The organism is Terriglobales bacterium (assembly GCA_035561515.1).
GTDB lineage: Bacteria > Acidobacteriota > Terriglobia > Terriglobales > Acidobacteriaceae > DATMXP01.
The window spans coordinates 223023-240352 of sequence record DATMXP010000027.1; the positions used below are offsets into that span (position 1 = coordinate 223023).

The following is a 17330-nucleotide window of genomic DNA, read 5'->3' on the forward strand; positions in this document are numbered from 1 at the left end:
CAACAATCATATCTAAACCGATTTGACCTCTATTGGTCGAACGTTGAAAAAATTAACAGTTCGTCCCTGATTTATGTTCGTTAGTCTACAAATTTAAGTAGTCCATCCCAACTAATTCCCAAAAACAGAAGAGTTTCGTAACGACGTCGTTGTAAGTCTCTGAAAACACGTGCTGCCTCTTCGGAATGACAATTGCGTAGAGGAGGTCACCGTTTTCCCTTACATATCAACTGGAGGCAGCATGCTTCAGGTTTCAAGAGCAACAAGGCTCGCCACTTTCCTTGGCCTCGCCCTGCTACTGATCCTGTGCAGTTCGACCTATCTTTTCGCACAGGCAAGCTTGGGCGGCATTACGGGTATCGTCCGTGATACTTCGGGTGCAGTGATCGCTAACGCCAAGGTAACCCTCATCAACGATGCCACTGGGGACAAGATCGAGACCAAGACGACTCCCGAGGGCAACTTCTCCTTCGTTCAATTGAATCCCGCCAACTACACGATCAAGGTAGAGGCGCCTAACTTCCGCACAGGCGTGTTTACGCAAGTCAAGGTAGACGCTGGCCGCGTCTATTCGATGACCACGCAACTGGAAGTCGGTGCAGCCAGCGAATCGGTAGAAGTCGTGGCTGGAACGGAGATCGTGAACACGGTCACGACAGACGTGTCCAACACCGTTCAGGCGCAACAGATGGCGGATCTGCCGCTCCTCGGCAGGAACCCGTTGAACCTCATTGCTCTTCAAGCAGGTGTCGTGGGCAATGCCCGTACGGCGACCACGATCAACGGCGGACGCCCAGCGTGGACGAATACCACCCAGGACGGCGTCAGCATCAACGACAACTACATCCGTACGAATGCGGTTGATTTCGTTCCGAACCGTCCGAGCGCGGACCAGGTGGCGGAATTCACGGTCACAACCAACAACCAGAGCGCTGAGAGTTTCGGTGGCGCATCTCAGGTAAAACTGACCACAAAGTCAGGTACGAACGACTTTCATGGTGGCGCATATTACTTCAACCGCAATTCTGATCTTGCCGCAAACTCCTGGACCAACAACTTGGCGGGGAACAAAAAGGGTTTCCTGAACCGTAACCAATTTGGAGCGAACGGCGGCGGCGCCGTCATTAAAAACCGTTTGTTCTACTACGGTTATTACGAAGGGCTGCGTCAGCGTTCGGCTGCCACGTCCGGTAGCGGTTCCGGCAACGTAGTCCCTAAGAACCCGATTTCTTCACCGGCGTCTATCGGTACCTGGATGCTTCAGGCGTGCAGCGCAGCATTAACGTGCTGAATCCGGGCGGCACGCTTTTGAACCTGCCCATCGATGCGAAGGTGAAAGGCCTCTTCATCGACCGGTATACGGGACCGATGGCGAGTCCGAATACGCCGGTCGGCACGAACCTCAATATTGCCCGCGCCATCTACAACCAGGGCAATGCCACAACTCGTAACCAGTGGGGCTACCGACTGGACTTCGAGTTGAACAAAGACCATCACTTCGAATACGTGATGCAGCGGTCGAAGGAAGTCACCGACCGTACCGATCTCGACGTCGTCAACGTGAAGAACCAGAACCCTCAAGACGGTATCGCCCGCTTCTACGTTGGCGCATGGCGCTGGACCATCTCCAATACCATGCAGAACGAAGTGCGTGCCGGTATCAACGACACGGAAGCCAACTTCAAAAACACGGAAGATTACGGGAACATCACGTTTGCCAACCTGCCGATGGGTATCACCGACCCCCGTGCCAACCAGGGTGCCGGTGTAAGCGACTACTTTGGACAGGGCGCTCTGCTGCCGCAAGGCCGCGCAACGGAGACCCGCCAGTGGGGCGACATCCTTTCCTGGGTGCGTGGCAACCACAATATGAAGTTTGGTGGTGCCCTGCAGCAAATCCGGATCACGCCGTATAACTATCGCGGTCTGTACCCGGTGCTTGCGTTCGGTTTCAACGGCGCACCTGCTACCGGATACAACATGGTGGCTGCTGATTTTCCGGGTGGAGTGCAGAGCAACACCTCCATCACGGAAGCGAACCAGTTGCGTTCGTTCCTTTCTGGGTACGTGCAAACCGTCGACCAGCGCTTCCAGGTGCAGTCCACGGATTCTGGTTTCGTCCCCGGGTATCCCAATATCCGTAACGTGATCTTGAACAACTGGAGTTTCTTCGGGACCGATACCTGGCGCCTGCGGCCGAACTTTACTCTCACGGCCGGCCTGCGGTGGGATTACTACAGCCCGCTCAGTGAACGTGACAACCTGCAGCTAACTCCTATCCCCGGCAGCGGACAGACGATGCAGCAGGCGTTGGTGGATCCGACTACGCAAGTCGGATTTGTCAGCGGCCAGTACTGGAACAAGGACTTGAACAACTTCGCTCCCAACGTGGGAATCGCGTGGGATCCGTGGGGCAATGGCAAGACCTCGATCCGTGCAGGCTACACCCTGGCATTCATCACGGAAGATAACGTTCGCTTCGGGCAGGGCACCCTTGACGGCAACGCCGGCCTCCAGAGCGATGGCGAATTGGTAAACCAGTTCTTCACCGCAAGCGGCACCCTCCCAACGCCAAGCGTCACTTACAAAGTGCCGCGCACGTTGGCTGACCAGTTGGCGCTCTCTCCATCCGGAACGGTTTCCGGTATCAACCCGGACACCAGAAACCCGTATGTGCACGAAATCCAGTTCGGTATCACGCGTGAAGTTGGCCTGAACACCGCGATTGAAGTTCGGTACGTAGGGACCCTCGGACGGGAACTGAACCGCTCGATCAACTTGAACCAGCTTGATATATCGCGCAGCTCAGCGTTTATTGCCGACTACAACCGGGCCCGGAACAATTACTTCAATTGCTCCGGAACATTGAACGCGACAACCACGTCTTGTGCGGCGGCGCAGCCGTTGCAGTTGTTGAACACCGCGAGCTGGGGCAGTTTGACCTCCACCACGGTAATCAACGCTGTGCGCGATCGTGCCATCGCCGATCTGGCCAACTTCTACATTGCGAGTGCCTCGGCGGCCGTTCGTGCCAACGCTCGTGCAACCTTCCTCCCGAATTCGGGAATCTACGAAGCGCTCTACGGCTACAACGGATCGACAACGGATTACCATTCGATGCAGATGGAAGCCCGCCGCCGGTTCACGAGCGGTTTCGGCGCGCAGTTGAATTACACCTTCAGCAAGTTGTTGTCGGACGCTCTGGGCACAGGTCAGACCCGCCAGGATGTGTTCCTCGACAACGCGCGTCCTTACCTCGATCGTGGCCGTTCGGAATACGACATCCGCCACGACATCAAAGCCAACTTCACCTACGAGCTGCCGTTTGGGCATGGCAAGAGGTTCGGCTTTGCGAATGGAATCCTGGATCGTCTAATCAGTGGCTATCAGTTCGCCGGCATTATCAAATGGCAGAGTGGCTTCCCGCTGACGATCGCATCCAACCGTGGAACCTTCAACCGCGCGGGCCGTTCGAGCGGAAACAACACTGCTAACTCCACCCTTACGGTAGATCAGATCAAGGATTTGTTCGGCATCTACCGCAAAGGCAATTCCTTCTACTACATCGATCCGGGCGTGCTGAACCCGTCTGGCTCCTTGGCGAACACAGCTGTTGGAAGTGAAACCCTTGCGGGTGGCAATACCGCAGGTTTCGCCACCCAGAAGTTCTTCAATCCGGATCCGCTACAGGTCGGCACGTTACCGCTTCGCGGCTTTGACGGTCCCGGCATCTTCAACATGGATGCCTCTTTGCTGAAGAGAACGAGGATCACCGAGCGGTTCACAAATGAATTGAGAATTGACCTGTTCAACTTCTTCAACCATTCGACGTACTACCTGTCAGGAACGGCACAAAGCATCAACTCGAGCTCGTTCATGCGCCTTTCCGATTACCAGGGACCGCGCATTATCCAGCTCGGAGCACGTTTGACCTTCTAGGCTCTGCTTAGAGGGATTCCGGGGTGGCGAAAGCCACCCCTTTTTCGTTGCTACTGCACGAGGAACGGATAGTGGCTCGCCGCTGCCATGAAGAACAGCATAGGGAATGACAGAAAGAAGTTCACCCGCGAGACGAGGAATGTCAGCCTTGCGAACTTCGCCGCCTCCGCAGGTAAGGGAGTGCCGTTCTGGGCGCTGTCGCTCGTCCAGCGAAGCATCTTCTTCTGCATGCGCCAGATCAAGCCCCACACGTTGAACATCATGAACCACCCCATCCCGCCGCCGATCCCGATCGACAACAAACGGTTGCTCTCCCACCCGTGAGAGTTAAGCGCCACATATGCATAGGACGCTCCGACCACGACGATAGCAACGACGATGCCAAGCACCGGACCTTTTTTCAGGCCTTCCGCCGGACTCATAAGGACGCCCATCTCAATCATGAAGGCAAGTGTCCAGATGACCAGGAACGTCCAAATCGCCGCACCTCCACTGGCATCGATTCCGGCTGCGCGGGCATTCCGGGCATCTGCGGCGACGATCATGTTCCAGTAACCGAAGCCCATCAGCACTGTCACCACGGATGACCATCGAAACCACCACAAGGCGCGCGACATCAATCCGGGATAGACCCTGCTTCTGGTTCCGGCCTCCAGTTCCTTCATGAAGGGCACGCTAACGAGGTTGAAGAAGTACAGCAGGCCCACCCAGGTGATGCCCGCAAATAGGTGGATCCAACGTAAAAACACCTGCACCGTGGCGTTAGCATCCGCGGGAATCATGAGGCCCGTAACGTAAAAAGCCGCAACCGCAGCGACATTTGTCATCTTTTTCGTCCTTTCCGGGTAGGCGTGGTTGGGCGAAACCGCCCATCGGGCGAGTGTCGCAATGGGAATGCGGGCGATTGTACAACATAAAGAAAATACGGCTTTTGGTTGAAATGTTCATTACGAGGCCGTATCGTATCGATGCTCGCAAGAGTGGCCGTATTGGTGTGCCACTTCGCCAGCAGTTTGTCCCCGGGAGGTCTGGGGTAGTTTGGCGGCGGGTGTTGTGGTCTGGACAGAGAGGAGATCGGCAGAATGGAAAACAAGCCGGCACAGAACATCCAGGACTCGTTCCTTAACACGGCTCGCAAAGAGAAAACAATCATCACCATCTACCTGATGAGTGGCGTTAAACTCACGGGCCGCATTCGCTCCTTTGACAAGTATTCCGTAGTGTTGGAGACAAATAACCAGGAGCAGTTGATCTTCAAGCACGCCATTTCAACCGTAGTCATGCCTCGCGGAACACACGAGCCGCGCACCGGCATGGGTGAGGCGCGGACTTCATCTTCAGCACCCGCTGGAGCCGTAGTTACGCCGCCTTCGGGGACAGAAGGTTAGCTCCCGTTTTGCGCAGTAGCCGGGATATTGCAGAAGACAAAAGACGGGAGGGCACCTCGCAAGAGCGTGCCTTCCTTGTTGGGCTCGATTACCGTCCACGTTCCCCGCAATCCGGAGCGGACGCCGAGGGAGATGTGCGCCCGCCGAAGCTCGCGCAGGCTAGAGCAGCTCGAGCGGCCGCCGAGACAACGACACCAAGCGAATCCCTGACAAAGTTCGGAGCGGAAGAGTCACTCGCCGAATTGCGGGAGCTCACCCTGAGTGCCGGTGCGGAAATCGTAGGAGAAGTGCTGCAACGGCGCGACCGGCCCGATCCTGCAACACTCATCGGTAAGGGCAAAGTGGAAGAGATCGCCGGAGCGGCGGCGATGTCCAACGCAGATGTGGTCATCTTCGACCACGACCTCAGCCCTTCTCAGCTCCGGAATCTCGAGCGTGAAATTGACGCAAGAATCATCGACCGGACGCAATTGATACTCGACATCTTTGCCCGCCATGCCCGCACTCGAGAAGGTCAGTTGCAGGTTGAACTGGCGCAATTGAAATATCTCCTGCCCAGGCTGGCCGGTCGAGGCATCGAGATGTCGCAGCTCGGCGGCGGCATCGGTACACGTGGTCCCGGTGAAACGCAGTTGGAAACCGATCGGCGCAAAATCAACCGGCGCATCCGCCACGTCGAAGAGCAACTGGAGAATGTGCGCAAGGTCCGGCGACAGCAGCGCCAGCGCCGGGAATCGGTTCCGGTCGCAACCGTGGCCATTGTCGGATACACCAACGCCGGAAAGAGCACCCTGTTCAATGCGCTGACGAAATCCGATGTCTATGCGTCTTCCAGAATGTTCGCAACACTGGATCCAACCATCCGGTCAGTTGAACTCCCGTCGCGGCGAAAGATCTTACTGTCGGACACCGTAGGCTTCATACGGAATTTGCCGCACACTCTTGTTTCTGCGTTTCGCGCCACCTTGGAAGAGGTGCAGAAGGCCGCATTGATACTGCATGTTTCCGATGCCACCTCGACGAACCGAGCGGAACAGGATGCGCAAGTCGAAGTGGTGCTCAAGGAACTCGAAGCGCAGGACAAGCCTCGGCTCCAGGTGTTCAATAAGCTGGATTTGATGTTGCCGGAGCAACGTCAGAACGCGACGAATACGGACGACCTGGCTTACGTTTCGGCGAAACAGCGAATGGGTCTCGATCTATTGCTTGAAAAAATCGATCAAGCACTGACGGAAGATGCGCCGCGTCGGGTACACCTCACCATTCCTCAGAGTGAGGGGAAGGTTCTTGCGTTTCTTGAAGCACGGTCACGGATCTTTTCGAGGGAGTACAAAGATGGCGACGTGATGCTTGAAGTACAGGCGCCCGAGTCGGTGATTCGCCGCGTAAAGCAGTTCGTCCAATAAAAACTCTGTTCGTCTCTTCGGGTTAGTAATTCAGCGAAGTAATTTCCAGGCAAAAGCTAAATGGGCCAGCGACCAAGATGCGGGTTATCTTGATCACCAGCCCATATGATCCTGAATCGGATCGGAGGTGATATGAGTATTCTAGCCCCGTTACGCCTCCAGTCAAGGGCTTAAGGTCCTTTTGTCCTGTATTGGGAATGGCCGAAGGTACCCCGACTCTTGCCGGCGGGCATTCCGAAAACACTCCTAAACCATTGGAACAACGACATTTATGGAACTACGAGTTCCGTATCGTCGATGCGGCCCATCAGGTTGCGCCGGAAAACCGTCTGATTTTTGTGCGTCACGGGCAACGAGCTCTGCTTTCTGCGAAACGAACTCGCTGGAGGGTGCCTCGCCGCTATGAAAGCCAGTCCGGCAGAAATCTCCAGTTCGGCGGAGATTTCACGACGTATGCAATTGCGCCCGCCTTTCTCTGTTGCGTCTGGCAATCCGCTCCTGAGCCTTGCATGTCTTCTCGTTGTTCTCCTCGCCTGCTGGCGAATTGTCGGCACCTACACACAGTTGACACAGACATCAGACGAGCCTGCACACGTCGCTTGCGGCATGGAGCTGTTGACCCATCGGACCTATACCTACGAAACACAACATCCGCCGGTGGCTCGTGTAATGGCCGCCCTCCCGCTGTACTTGATCGGCCTGCGGAGCAGGAGATTGCCGGACATGATGTTGGAGGGAAACGCGATCCTTAACTCCGGCGATTACCAGCGAAACCTCGCGCTGGCACGGCTTGGAGTGCTGCCGTTTTTCCTGGTCGTCTGCGCGGTGATCTACCTGTGGACGTATCGCAGCGTGGGGGAGATGGGTGCGTTTTGGGCGCTCGTCATATTCACCACTATGCCTGCCGTGCTGGCTCACGCCGGTTTGGCCACCACAGACATGGCTGCCGCCGCCTCCGTGGCCGGAGCGGTCCTGATGTTTTGGTACTGGCGCGAGAATCCTAACGCGAGAAGAAGTGCAGCGTTTGGTGCTGTTCTCGGAACGGCAGTGCTGACGAAGTTCTCAGTGCCCGGATTTCTCCTGATAGCGTTCCTCATTACCTGGTGGATACAACGATCAAACTTCACGCTTCCGCGTATCAGTACCAGATCGTTGAAGTGGTGCGCGGCGGTGATGCTACTCACGATGTGGGCGTGGTACGGGTTTAGCACCGCTTCCGTCTTCAGTGGACATCCACGGGCCGCCGCGAACCTCGCCGATAAAAGTGCAATGCTGTACGCGATAGCGAGTTCCGGCGTTCCTCTGGCGCAGGTGCCGTCCGGAATCGCGGAGCTTATGCAGCACTTGAGAGAAGGGCACGCCACATATCTGCTCGGAGCGGTTGGGAGCAAAGGGTCGCCCCTCTTTTTCCCGATCGCAGTTGCCGTCAAGACTCCGATCACCGCGCTGCTTTTTGTATTCGCCGGGTTAACCGCTTTACTGCTCGATCTCCGCCGTACCCGTCGATTTTCTCCTGCGTGGCTGCCAGTACTGATTGCCGCTGCGATCCTGCTTTCGTGCATACCGGGGCGGATCAATATCGGAGTGCGGCACGTTCTTCCCATTTACCCGATGCTCGCAATCGTCGCGGCCATCGGCGTGATCCAACTGTGGCGCCTTGAAACCAGGTGGCAACCTGCGGTGACTGCCGGGTTAGTGCTGCTACTGACCTGGCAGATCGGCTCCGCATATCGGGCACGGCCAGACTATCTCACCTACTTCAACGAATTAGGGGGCAGGGAGCCTCAACGCATTCTGGTCGATTCCGACTTCGATTGGGGGCAAGACGTCGGAAAGTTGCGGGACTGGTGCATTCGGAATCGGGTCCATCAATTGGCGGTCGCATTCCTGGGCAAACCCGATCTTCAGCGTCTTGGCCTGCCTCGGTCAACCGAACTCCGGCCATTTATGCATGCTTCCGGGACAATCGCGATTGGTGAATCGCGGCTCCGCCTGGGCACGGACATCAATGGGACATTCCCCAAGCAGGGCCATGGAGGGTATGACTGGTTACTCCGGTATACGCCCGTTGCGGTGATTGGGAAGACCATTCGGGTCTATCAGATTCCGGCTCCCGGATCTGCTTCAGAGCTGAAGTCGAAGGACAGCCGAAGGGCTACTCAGAATCGAGCGGTCCGGGCCTCGTCGCAAGGCGCGGATTGATTGACACTACTCGGAAGTCTTTGGTAACGTTAGTAGTTTCATAGCACTCATTTACAACCTTCAAGCGCGGCCCACTGTATCCCCACATGGATGAAACGCTCAAACAGCTAGGCGAGTTACTGCTCGAATCCATCCCCACGATAATTCTCTTTCTGGTGGTGTATTTCGGATACCGGATCATTGTTCACAAACCACTGCTTCGGGTCCTCGAAGAGCGTTACGCAAAAACCCAGGGAGCTATCGAAAAGGCGCGCGCAGACGTGGCCGCCGCGGAGTCGAAGACGGCGGAATACGAACAGCGTTTGCGCGAGTCAAAACTGGCTGTCTTCAAAGCGCAGGAAGCCCGGCGCCAACAGGCGGTCGCAGCGCGTACAGAATTGCTGAACCAGGCACGTGAGCAGGCTGCTGCAAAGGTTGCAGAGGCCCGGAGCGCAATTGAGCGCGATGTTCAGGCAGCGAAGGCCAGCTTGCAGGGTGATGTCGAGAAACTCGCGGCCGATGTGATCAATTCAGTGCTTCGCCCGGTGGCCGTGGCAGGTGGTGCGAAATGAAGAGATGGTCGATCGCACTTTTCTGTCTGGTCCTGGCCCTGGGATTGTCCTCTTCGTTTGCTCAGGAACATGGCGCAACCGCCCCTCCCGAACACGGCGCGCAGGCGTCGGAAACCAGTCAGCACGAGCCCCAAGGCCCCGCTACCGGGGGGATGAAAGATCAACTCGCGCACGCTTCAAACGAGGCCGCGGGTCACGAGGAAGACGCTCACGCCGAATTCAAGCAGTCCGCTTCCGTGAAGATGTTTGCTCGCCTCACCGGCTTGAGCCTTACGGCAGCTTATTGGGTACTGGTTGTTATCAACTTCCTGATCATCGCCCTCCTGATCGGATGGGCCCTCAAGAAGAATCTTCCCGGCATGTTCCGCGCGCGCACGGAGAACATACGCAAGAGTCTTGATGAAGCTCGCCATGCCAGCGAAGACGCAAACCGCCGCCTGACTGATATCGAAGGCCGCCTTTCGACGCTGGATTCCGAAATCGCCGAACTGCGCAAAACCGCAGAAGCGGATGCGATCGCGGAAGAAGAGCGGATTCGGGCTGCCGCGGAAGAGGACCGCCGCAAGATCATCGAGATGTCCGAACATGAGATTGAGGCTGCAGCCAAGTCGGCGCGCCGGGAATTGAAGGCTTATGCGGCGGAACTCGCCGTTGCACTCGCCGAAAAGAGACTTAAGGTTGATCCCAAAACCGACGAGGCGTTGGTCCGCAACTTCGTTGGGCAACTTGGAAAGGACGGCCGGTAATGGCAGTCGTCACAAGTCGCTACGCGAGAGCTTTCGCCGACGTTATCGTCAGTCAACGCCTGGATATCAATCACACCATCCAGCAGGTCCGAAGCGTTGTCGAGCTGGTGAAGTCCAGCGTGGAGTTGCGCCGGGTATGGGAGAACCCTTCCATCCTTCCGGAGCAAAAACGCAAACTGCTGGATGCCATCGCCGTCAGGATGGAGTTGGCAAAGCCGGTGCGCAACTTCATGGCCGTGTTGATCGATCATCACCGTATTCATCAACTTGAGGAAATTGTTCGTGCCTTTGAACTCGAGATGCACGAACGGATGGGGCTGACCGAAGCCGACGTTATCAGTGCCCGCGAGTTGTCGGAAGTAGAGCGCCGCGATATCGAATCGAAGATCGCGTCCATGACTGGGAAGCGCGTTCTTGCAAATTACCAAACGGACTCCAGCCTGATCGGCGGCGCCCTTGTGAAATTGGGCAGCACCATTTACGACGGGTCGGTTCGCGGGCAGTTGATGAAGATGAAGGAAACATTGAGTTCTTAGTTTCAGAAGATACGAGATATCGCCGCGCAGGCGGCCACGAAGAGTCAAATGGCACAAATTAAAGCAGACGAAATCACGAAACTGATCCGCGAGCAGATCGAGAACTACGAAACACGCATCGCGGTCGACGAAGTTGGCACGGTCCTTTCCCTCGGCGACGGTATTGCCCGCGTTCATGGACTCGAAAAAGTCATGGCGGGCGAGATGCTCCAGTTCCCGCACGGCGTGTACGGAATCGCCATGAACCTCGATGAAGATCAGGTCGGCTCCGTGCTCATGGGCGACTTCACCGAGATCAAGGAAGGTGACGAGGTCAAGCGCACCGGGCGCATCATGAGCATCCCGGTCGGTAAAGCCATGATCGGCCGCGTCGTGAACACGCTGGGTCAGCCCATCGACGACAAGGGCCCGATCGCGACCACCGACTTCAACCCCGTCGAGCGTATTGCCCCGGGCGTGATCGATCGTCAGCCTGTGCGTGAGCCAATGGCGACCGGTATCAAGGCTATTGATGCCATGATCCCGATCGGCCGCGGACAGCGCGAGTTGATCATCGGCGATCGTCAGACCGGCAAGACCGCCATCCTGATCGACACCATCATCAACAGCAAAGGGAAGGACCTGATCTGTATCTACTGCGCCATCGGCCAGAAACGTTCGTCGATTGCTCAGGTGGTCAAGGTTCTTGAAGACGCCGGCGCCATGGAGTACACCATCGTGCTTGCCGCATCGGCCAGCGAACCCGCACCGATGCAGTACCTGGCGCCCTTTGCCGCGACCGCGCTTGCCGAGTACTTCCGCGACCGCGGCCAGCACGCTCTTTGCATTTACGACGACCTTTCGAAGCATGCCGCGGCGTACCGTGAAATCTCGCTGCTGCTGCGTCGTCCGCCGGGACGCGAAGCGTATCCCGGTGACGTCTTCTACCTCCACTCCCGTCTGCTGGAGCGCGCCTCCAAGCTCAGCGACAAGTTGGGTGGCGGATCCATTACCGCTCTGCCCGTCATCGAAACGCAGGCCGGCGACGTTTCGGCGTACATTCCGACCAACGTCATCTCCATCACCGACGGCCAGATCTACCTCGAAACTGACCTGTTCAACTCCGGTATCCGTCCAGCGGTGAACGTCGGTCTTTCGGTGAGCCGCGTCGGATTCTCCGCCGCCATCAAGGCAATGAAGCAAGTCGGCGCCAGCCTGAAGCTGGAACTCGCGCAGTATCGCGAACTGGCAGCGTTCGCCATGTTCGCCAGCGACCTCGATAAAGCCAGCCAGGCCCAGCTCAATCGTGGACAGCGTCTGACGGAGATCCTGAAGCAGAACCAGTACGAACCGCTTCCGTTCTCGAAGCAGATTACGATCATCTACGCCGGTACCAACGGCTATCTCGATGACCTCCCGGTGGATCAGTGCCGAGACTTTGAGAAGGGCCTGTACGCCTACGTAGATACCATGAACCCCGGTCTGTTCAATGCAATCGAGACCAAGAAGGCCCTCGACGACGAGATCAAGTCCGACTTGAACAAGACCCTGAAGGAATACAAGGAACGTTTCGTCGCGGAGCGTCAGCAAGCGGCAGCGGCGGCGAAATAAACAACGATGGCAAACGTACTCGACATTCGGCGTCGAATCCGGAGCGTGCGTAGCACGCGCCAGATCACCAAGGCAATGAAGATGATGTCGGCCGCGCGCCTGCGGAAGGCGCAGGACCGTGCGCTGGCAGCCCGTCCGTATGCGCAGATGCTGACGAACGTGCTGAACTCGCTTGTTGCCAGGGGCGACGAGTACGATCCGGAAACGGGCGAGGCGAAGCATCCGTTGTTGGCCCGCCGCGAGGAACGCAACATCGCCCTCATCGTCGTTACTGCCGACAAGGGTCTCGCCGGCGCCTTCAATGCGAACATCCTCAAGGCAGCGATGCGCTTCCTGGAATCCAAGCCTGACAAGAACGTCGACATTGAAGCGGTTGGACGCAAAGCGCGTGACTTCTTCCGCCGCCGGTTCCCGGTGCAGGCCGCCGATTCCGAAACGCGGGTAGCGCGTGTACGGATGCGGAGCGAACGTTTCGGCATCCCGGCCGTTACTTTCGCCCTTGCGAAAGGGATGGCGGAGGATGTCATCGCTCGATATACGTGCGGGGAAATTGATTCGGTTTACCTGTTGTACAACGAGTTCAAGTCGGTAATCGCGCAGCGACTGGTCGTCGACGAAATTCTTCCCATCGAAGAAATCGGGACGGACGATATCCGGCAGGTGGACGAACTTGACAGGGATGCGCGCGAGCGGGCGGCGCAGGCCGCGCAATCCGCCGGTATTTCCGTCCACGCGGCCGACACCACCGAAGTGGATGAGCGAGCGGCGCAGTTCGGAACCGCGCAAGTCGACTACATCTACGAGCAGGGAGCGGAAGAGCTATTTCGCAATTTGCTGCCAAAGTACGTGGCCATACAGGTATACCGGGCGTTGCTCGAGTCCAACGCTGCCGAACAGGCGGCTCGTATGACGGCGATGGATTCGGCAACCAACAATGCTACAGAAATGATCGACCGCCTCACGCTGACGATGAACCGCGTGCGTCAGGCCTCGATTACCAAAGAGATTATTGAAATTGTGAGCGGCGCAGCCGCGATGTAATAAGCCCGGGGCGGAAGCCGTGGGACGTAACGCAAAGGATTTTGAGCCCCGAGGGGCAACACAGAGTTCATATGGCAGACAATATCGGAAAAGTCATTCAGATCGCCGGACCCGCGGTGGACATTCAGTTCTCCGAGTCGAATCTCCCGCCGATCTACCAGTCGATTCGCGTGGTCAGCGAGGGCTTCACCGTTCCCGCACCGATCGACATCATCCTCGAAGTGCAGCAGCACCTCGGCGAAGGCCGTGTGCGCTGCGTTTCGATGCAGCCGACCGACGGCCTTGTACGCGGCATGAAGGCGATCGATCTCGGTGGCCCGATTCGCGTCCCCGTGGGACACGGCACGCTCGGTCGCGTGATGAACGTGATCGGCGAGCCCGTAGACCAACTCGGCCCCATCATCACCGAGAAAAAGTATCCCATTCACCGCCATGCGCCTGCGTTCGACCAGCAGTCCACGCGCGCTGAAATGTTCGAGACGGGCGTGAAGGTCATCGACCTCATCCAGCCCTTCCTCAAAGGCGGCAAGATCGGCCTGTTCGGCGGCGCCGGAGTCGGCAAGACCGTCGTCATCATGGAACTCATCAACAACGTCGCGAAGCAGCACGGTGGATATTCCGTGTTCGCCGGCGTCGGTGAGCGCACCCGTGAAGGCAACGACCTCTGGCTCGAAATGTCCGAGTCGGGCGTCATCAAGCCGGGCGATTCCAAGAACTCCAAGGCCGCGTTGATCTACGGCCAGATGACCGAACCGCCAGGAGCGCGTCTGCGCGTGGCGCTGACCGGTCTCACGGTCGCCGAATACTTCCGTGACGAAGAAGGTGCCGACACGCTCTTCTTCGTGGACAATATCTTCCGCTTCACGCAGGCCGGTGCGGAAGTATCCACGCTGCTCGGACGTATGCCGTCCGCCGTCGGATACCAGCCGAACCTCGCCACCGAAATGGGCGAACTCCAGGAGCGCATCACCTCCACCACCAAGGGCTCCGTCACCTCGGTGCAGGCCATCTACGTTCCTGCCGACGACTTGACCGATCCCGCGCCGGCTACCACCTTTGCTCACCTCGACGCGACCACCGTGCTTTCGCGCCAGTTAACCGAGTTGGGCATCTACCCCGCCGTCGATCCTCTCGCTTCCACGTCGCGTATTCTCGACCCGCACGTCGTGGGTGCTGAGCACTACGAAGTGGCTCAGGGCGTGAAGCGAATCCTGCAGCGCTACAAGGACTTGCAGGACATCATCGCCATCCTCGGCATCGACGAACTCTCCGAAGACGACAAACTCGTCGTGGCCCGCGCGCGCAAGGTGCAGAAGTTCCTTTCGCAGCCGTTCCACGTCGCTGAAGTCTTCACCGGCTTCAAGGGCGAGTACGTCAAGATCCAGGACACCATCAGGGGCTTCCGCGAGATCATTGAAGGCAAGCACGACGATATTCCTGAGCAGGCGTTCTACATGGTCGGCACCATCGAGCAGGTATTGGCGAAGGCCGAGAAACTGAAGGCGACTGCCGCCGCGTAAACACATGGCACAAACGTTCGAACTCGAGATCGTCACGCCCGAAAAGCTGGTCGTGAAAGACGCCGTGGAAGAGGCGCAGATACCCGGCAAGAATGGGTACTTGGGCGTGCTTCCGGGGCACGCGCCGCTCATCACCGAACTTGCCGTCGGCGAAATCACCTATAAATCGGCGGGAACGACCAAGCACATCTCTGTTGCCTGGGGATTTGCTGAGGTCCTGCCGGACAAGGTCACGATCCTGGCAGAAACCGCGGAAAAGCCCGAGGAGATTGATGTCAATCGGGCGAAGGCCGCCAAGGAACGTTGCGAGCGTGATCTGGCCAGCGGAAAAACGGACATCGATTACGATGCCGTTCAGGCAGCTTTGCAGCGTGCCGAAGCTCGTTTGGATGTGGCGAAAAAAGACTAGCTCAGCAAGAGTTCCAGCGCCGGGCGTTCGCGTCCGGCGTTTCGTTTTTTACGGACACAGCGCCGCAATCGATTCTTTCCACCCGGGCCAGCCCTTCACCAGCGTCGCCAAGTCTCCATTTTCGTAATCCTTGTAATCGAATCCCGGAGACATCGTCGTTCCCATCAGCGCAAAGCGTCCGCCGGCCTTCAGTCGCGCTCCCTGCCACCAGCCGCCGGGGACGACGTGCTGCAGTGTCATACCCGCCGCGATGTCCTGGCCCATGGTGATGACTTCGCCTGCTCCGTCCGGCGATAGGTGCAGCATCTCCACCGGTTCGCCGAGGTAGAAGTGGAACATCTCGTCACCCGGAACACGATGCATCCGCGAACAGCATTCTGGCGTGAGCAGGTAATAGATGGCCGTCTTAGCCGACCGGGGTCCGCTGTAGCCGGGGAAATCGAGCGATAGCGAGGAACGGTAGGTTTCGCTGAAGTATCCGCCTTCCACCGTGAGCGGTTTCAAGTCGAGCAGGCGGATCACGTCTTCGGCACTGAATGCAGTTTTCACGGGTTCCAGCGTAACATTGAGTTGAATGAAAACGGTCGGGTTGTTCCTGGTCTTCCTGTTTTCCTCGTTGTGCGCGGCGGAAGAGTTGAGCGTCGCCGCCGCATCCGATCTCAATTTCGCGCTGCAGGAGATTGCAAAGAAGTATCAGCAAACAACGGGAAACACGCTGAAGTTGTCGTTCGGGTCGTCCGGAAACTTCTTCGCCCAGATTCAAAATGGCGCACCTTTCGATCTCTATTTTTCCGCTGATGTCGATTTCCCGAAGAAGCTAGAATCCACCGGGTTTGCTGAGCCGGGAACCCTGTATCGCTACGCCGTAGGTAAGCTGGCGCTTTGGGTTCCGAATGGGTCGAAACTGGATCTCAATCGGGGAATACAAGTCCTGCTCGACCCCTCAATCAAGAGAATCGCCATTGCGAATCCTAAACACGCGCCCTATGGCCGCGCCGCCGAGGCTGCGATGCGCAAAGCCGGTATCTACGACAAAGTTTCTGCAAAATTAGTCGTCGGTGAAAATATCTCGCAGGCCGCTCAGTTCGTGGAAACGGGTAACGCCGACATCGGACTCGTCGCACTCTCTCTTGTTTCGGCGCTCACCATGCAAGGCCGAGGGCGCTACATAGCCGTTCCATCGGATCTCTATCCCGCACTGGAACAAGGCGCCATCGTAGTCAGGTCGTCCAACAAGAAGTCTGTGGCCAGAGACTTCCTTCAGTTCCTGAAGAAACCAGAAGCGCAGGCGATTTTTCGCAAGTATGGCTTTCAATCGCCTGACGTGAAATAGAAACATGCTATGCCGCTTGGCGTGGCAAAATGGGATCAATGGATCGACTCCAACAGCAACTGACTTTTGTCATCGAACTCGACAAGCTGAAAACGATTTTCCGGCAATCCTTGTTGATGGACCGCTCGCGCCGCGAGAACAGCGCCGAGCATTCCTGGCATCTTGCCAGCATGGCGATGCTGCTCAACGAATACGCGATCGCCCCTGTTGACGTCACTCGCGTGATGAAGATGTTGCTCGTGCACGACATCGTCGAAATCGATGCCGGCGACACCTTTGCATACGACACAATCAACGTCGCGACTCAGAACGAACGCGAGCAGGCGGCCGCCGAGCGCCTCTTCGGACTTCTGCCCGCGGAGCAACGCGACGACCTTCGCTCGCTCTGGAACGAATTCGAGCACCGCGCCACTCCGGAATCGAAATACGCCAATGCACTCGACCGCCTTCAGCCATTGCTACAGAATTTCTACTCAGGCGGCGAAAGCTGGAGAAAGCACGGGGTCAGTCGGGCTCAGGTGCTCGAGCGCATGGAAGCGGTCAGGATCGGCATGCCGCAGGTATGGCCGACCGTCATGAGACTGATCGACGACGCCTGCGCCGCGGGAATGGTGAGGGCCTGATTTTCCACTCATTTAGGGCCAAACTGCACAGTTTTCGCACAAGTCT

At 57.4% G+C, this 17330-nt stretch carries 16 protein-coding genes; 14 read left to right on the top strand and 2 right to left on the bottom strand.

Annotation, left to right across the window (positions count from 1 at the left end):
- Positions 1-241: 241 nt before the first annotated feature.
- On the top strand, positions 242-1291 hold the full coding sequence (locus VN577_13760; GenBank protein HWR15888.1) for a carboxypeptidase-like regulatory domain-containing protein: 1050 nt from the start codon (positions 242-244) through the stop codon (positions 1289-1291).
- Positions 1267-3939: a TonB-dependent receptor gene (locus VN577_13765; GenBank protein HWR15889.1), complete on the top strand. Its 2673-nt coding sequence runs from the start codon at positions 1267-1269 to the stop codon at positions 3937-3939. Before VN577_13760 ends, VN577_13765 begins: the two co-directional genes overlap by 25 nt.
- 50 nt (positions 3940-3989) lie before the next feature.
- Here the strand turns inward: VN577_13765 and VN577_13770 are convergent, their stop codons facing one another.
- Positions 3990-4766, bottom strand: a complete 777-nt coding sequence (locus VN577_13770) for a urate hydroxylase PuuD (protein HWR15890.1) — start codon at positions 4764-4766, stop codon at positions 3990-3992.
- A gap of 255 nt (positions 4767-5021) precedes the next feature.
- On the opposite strand from VN577_13770, the gene hfq reads away from it, so the two are divergent.
- The 10 genes from hfq (at position 5022) to VN577_13820 (ending at position 15328) form a co-directional block, all read left to right on the top strand.
- Positions 5022-5327 (top strand): RNA chaperone Hfq, encoded by a 306-nt coding sequence (gene hfq / locus VN577_13775; protein HWR15891.1) that lies wholly within the window; start codon positions 5022-5024, stop codon positions 5325-5327.
- Between the two features lie 8 nt (positions 5328-5335).
- Complete coding sequence (hflX, locus tag VN577_13780) at positions 5336-6733, top strand: GTPase HflX (protein HWR15892.1); 1398 nt, start codon at positions 5336-5338, stop codon at positions 6731-6733.
- Between the two features lie 402 nt (positions 6734-7135).
- Entirely contained in the window at positions 7136-8935 is a 1800-nt protein-coding gene (locus tag VN577_13785) for a hypothetical protein (GenBank protein HWR15893.1), read from the top strand.
- 86 nt (positions 8936-9021) lie between these two features.
- Entirely contained in the window at positions 9022-9486 is a 465-nt protein-coding gene (locus tag VN577_13790) for an ATP synthase F0 subunit B (GenBank protein ID HWR15894.1), read from the top strand.
- Complete coding sequence (locus VN577_13795) at positions 9483-10232, top strand: ATP synthase F0 subunit B (GenBank protein ID HWR15895.1); 750 nt, start codon at positions 9483-9485, stop codon at positions 10230-10232. Before VN577_13790 ends, VN577_13795 begins: the two co-directional genes overlap by 4 nt.
- Complete coding sequence (atpH, locus tag VN577_13800; GenBank protein ID HWR15896.1) at positions 10232-10768, top strand: ATP synthase F1 subunit delta; 537 nt, start codon at positions 10232-10234, stop codon at positions 10766-10768. The genes VN577_13795 and atpH overlap by 1 nt, the downstream gene beginning before the upstream one ends.
- 48 nt (positions 10769-10816) lie before the next feature.
- Positions 10817-12358 carry a F0F1 ATP synthase subunit alpha gene (gene atpA / locus VN577_13805; protein ID HWR15897.1) on the top strand — a complete coding sequence of 514 codons (1542 nt, stop codon included), beginning with the start codon at positions 10817-10819 and terminating at the stop codon, positions 12356-12358.
- A gap of 6 nt (positions 12359-12364) precedes the next feature.
- A complete protein-coding gene (gene atpG, locus VN577_13810) occupies positions 12365-13399 on the top strand; it encodes an ATP synthase F1 subunit gamma (GenBank protein HWR15898.1) in 1035 nt (344 codons plus the stop codon).
- A gap of 71 nt (positions 13400-13470) precedes the next feature.
- Positions 13471-14919 carry a F0F1 ATP synthase subunit beta gene (gene atpD, locus VN577_13815; GenBank protein ID HWR15899.1) on the top strand — a complete coding sequence of 483 codons (1449 nt, stop codon included), beginning with the start codon at positions 13471-13473 and terminating at the stop codon, positions 14917-14919.
- Between the two features lie 4 nt (positions 14920-14923).
- Entirely contained in the window at positions 14924-15328 is a 405-nt protein-coding gene (locus tag VN577_13820; protein HWR15900.1) for a F0F1 ATP synthase subunit epsilon, read from the top strand.
- 48 nt (positions 15329-15376) lie between these two features.
- Here VN577_13820 and VN577_13825 read toward each other — a convergent pair whose 3' ends face one another.
- Complete coding sequence (locus tag VN577_13825; GenBank protein ID HWR15901.1) at positions 15377-15877, bottom strand: cupin domain-containing protein; 501 nt, start codon at positions 15875-15877, stop codon at positions 15377-15379.
- A gap of 25 nt (positions 15878-15902) precedes the next feature.
- On the opposite strand from VN577_13825, the gene modA reads away from it, so the two are divergent.
- Together modA and VN577_13835 are read left to right on the top strand one after the other, a co-directional pair.
- The gene (gene modA / locus VN577_13830; protein ID HWR15902.1) at positions 15903-16661 is read left to right on the top strand and encodes a molybdate ABC transporter substrate-binding protein; all 759 of its coding nucleotides are present in this window, start codon (positions 15903-15905) and stop codon (positions 16659-16661) included.
- Positions 16662-16699: 38 nt separating this feature from the next.
- On the top strand, positions 16700-17284 hold the full coding sequence (locus VN577_13835) for an HD domain-containing protein (protein HWR15903.1): 585 nt from the start codon (positions 16700-16702) through the stop codon (positions 17282-17284).
- Positions 17285-17330: the final 46 nt, after the last annotated feature.